3 protein-coding genes are annotated in these 2,120 nt (G+C 40.8%); all 3 read right to left on the bottom strand.

Annotated features, from left to right (window positions below; genetic code table 11):
* Positions 1-15 precede the first annotated feature (15 nt).
* Entirely contained in the window at positions 16-660 is a 645-nt protein-coding gene (locus WEIDD23_RS05800) for a FusB/FusC family EF-G-binding protein (protein WP_010371335.1), read from the bottom strand.
* Positions 661-1,023: 363 nt separating this feature from the next.
* Complete coding sequence (locus WEIDD23_RS05795) at positions 1,024-1,368, bottom strand: LPXTG cell wall anchor domain-containing protein (protein WP_010371339.1); 345 nt, start codon at positions 1,366-1,368, stop codon at positions 1,024-1,026.
* A partial coding sequence (locus tag WEIDD23_RS05790) for a hypothetical protein (RefSeq protein ID WP_197458823.1) occupies positions 1,368-2,120 on the bottom strand: 753 nt, incomplete at its 5' end. The genes WEIDD23_RS05795 and WEIDD23_RS05790, both read right to left, overlap by 1 nt.

The raw sequence follows: 2,120 nt of genomic DNA, 5'->3' as shown, positions 1-2,120 counted from the left end.
GCATTAGTAATTTGTTTACTTAACCAACGTTGTTTCCACAAAACTTGCCAAGTGATCAAGACTGCTCAATTGTGCGTTGCAAAGTGAACTGTCACGGCAAATTAGATTACCACGCTTTGTATAATTACCATCTGCGCCACGTGATTTCACCTTTGACAAGAACATTGAGACGGTCCCTAATTGGTGGCAAATTGCACACAATCCGTTCAATGGCTTCGGATCAAAATCACCGTAGATACCAACCAATTTACCATCGCGTGGTGCTACGATGTACTTCTTTTGGCTGCCGTTATCATTCCAGCCCAGATAGGTCATTTCATGACGGTCTAAGTTCTCCCACTTTGGCTCAGGCAGTTTTTTCACCTTTTTGAACAGCTTACCAAGTTGGTTTGAACTTAACTCTGGGAAAGGCGTCACCAATTCCACCAGTTGCTTAAATGCACTTTCGGCCCGCTGCCTAGAGGTTGCAATTTCAGGTAATTGATTCAGGAAATCAGTTGCAATTTCATTGTCTGGCAAAATACCTTTAACTGTTTCAACAACATCAGCCTGAACAACAGCTTTTACATTCTTATCATTAACTGAATTGAATGCTTTATTCAGGATGATGATTTGTTCTTTAATTGCGACGAATTCGTGGGGTTGTAGTTGTTTGTCCATGTTTATGCTCCAACTTTAGAGTACACATCGCACGGACGCTAGCCTGCGATGTTATGACTGAGAATTAACTTTCGTTCGGCGTACAGATAATGATCCAAATACTGGCATTTTTATCATCTCCATTCGTGTTTGATAGTTTAATTAGTATATAGAAAATATTGTAAGTAAGCAAATTTCACGATTGCATGACTTAACACCGGAAAAACGTGCCATCACCACCACTGCAATCATTTAGACCTCAGGTGTGACGTCAATCACGCGTTTTTCAGACAAAAAAGTTGCAACCCAATGCTGTTCATCGGCTTGCAACTTTCCTTATTCAATAACTTGTTTGCGGTCAAATTCCTTAATTAGGTCAAACGTTTACTTTTCTTCCCGCTTTGACCGCTTTAACAAGAAGAATCCGATGATAAACAAGAATGATAGCAATCCAACCAGGGTTTGAACAAATGAAGCCTTTTGATCAACACCTGTGTTCGGCAATTCTAAATTACCAGACCGCTTGTTTGTACCCAAAATTACACCACCGACAGCAGTGATCGTTTCCCAAACCGCCTGCTTAGCAACCGGCGCGTTTTGAACTGTCTGTGTTTCAACAGCATTTACCCTTGACGCCATGTCTGATCGACTTTCACCACCAACGGTTACAATAACCACTTCAGATGACTTACCAGTCTTAGGGTTATTTTGCGTAGCTGTTAGTTTCACTAAATGCTCAATTGCCAACCAATTGTAACAGGCGCAGCCGGCATTGTGAATTGCAGTGTCGTTTCATTTAAACGTACGATTGGGTAAACAATAGCCTCATCATCCGTGTTAGTTGCTGAAAATGTCATACTTGATAAAGTTCCAACATTTGGATATACAGAAGCATCAGCCGCTGGCATTTTACTTGGGTCAATTGTCACCGTCACAGTATCTCCAGGCTTTGCATCCGGCTTATCAATACTGTAATAATCTAATTGCATGGCCATACGAGCATTGTACGTTTCCTTTTGTTCGTTAAACGTTGGTGTTACTGCTAATCCGATATGTTCTGGGATTTGCCCACTAGTTACTAAATTATTAAATCGATTTTCATCAAAGTTTGGGAACGTCACCCTATATTCCGTATCTGTAATCCATTCGATTTTTGGCTGTACCATACTATCCTGTGGATGCCATCCAAATACTCGCATCTCATTCTCAGTAAGTACTGATCCATCAGCTTTTGTTGGTGTAAAGTTCAACTTTTCTAGATGTTGACCACTATTTGGATTAACGTGTACATACAGCGTATCAGTAAACGAGAATTGTGTTTGACTCATACTGATGGCCCCGCCAGACGCTGACTTAATATGAATAGGGTTGCCGGTTGTCTTTTCCCAGATTGCATAATAGGTCACGTTATCAGTAATCGCATGTTGCGTAACATCTGTCTTATCGAAATTATTACCATTATCCTTCGTTGACCACCCAAC

Source organism: Weissella sp. DD23, from assembly GCF_001579105.1.
GTDB lineage: Bacteria > Bacillota > Bacilli > Lactobacillales > Lactobacillaceae > Weissella > Weissella cibaria.
Note: the sequence above shows the minus strand (reverse complement) of the source record. Positions and strands in the feature narration are given on the sequence as shown.

What these genes read in the sequence shown, in the direction of transcription:
- WEIDD23_RS05800 (WP_010371335.1), bottom strand. Translation starts at nt 660, where the DNA reads ATGGACAAACAACTACAACCCCACGAATTCGTCGCAATTAAAGAACAA.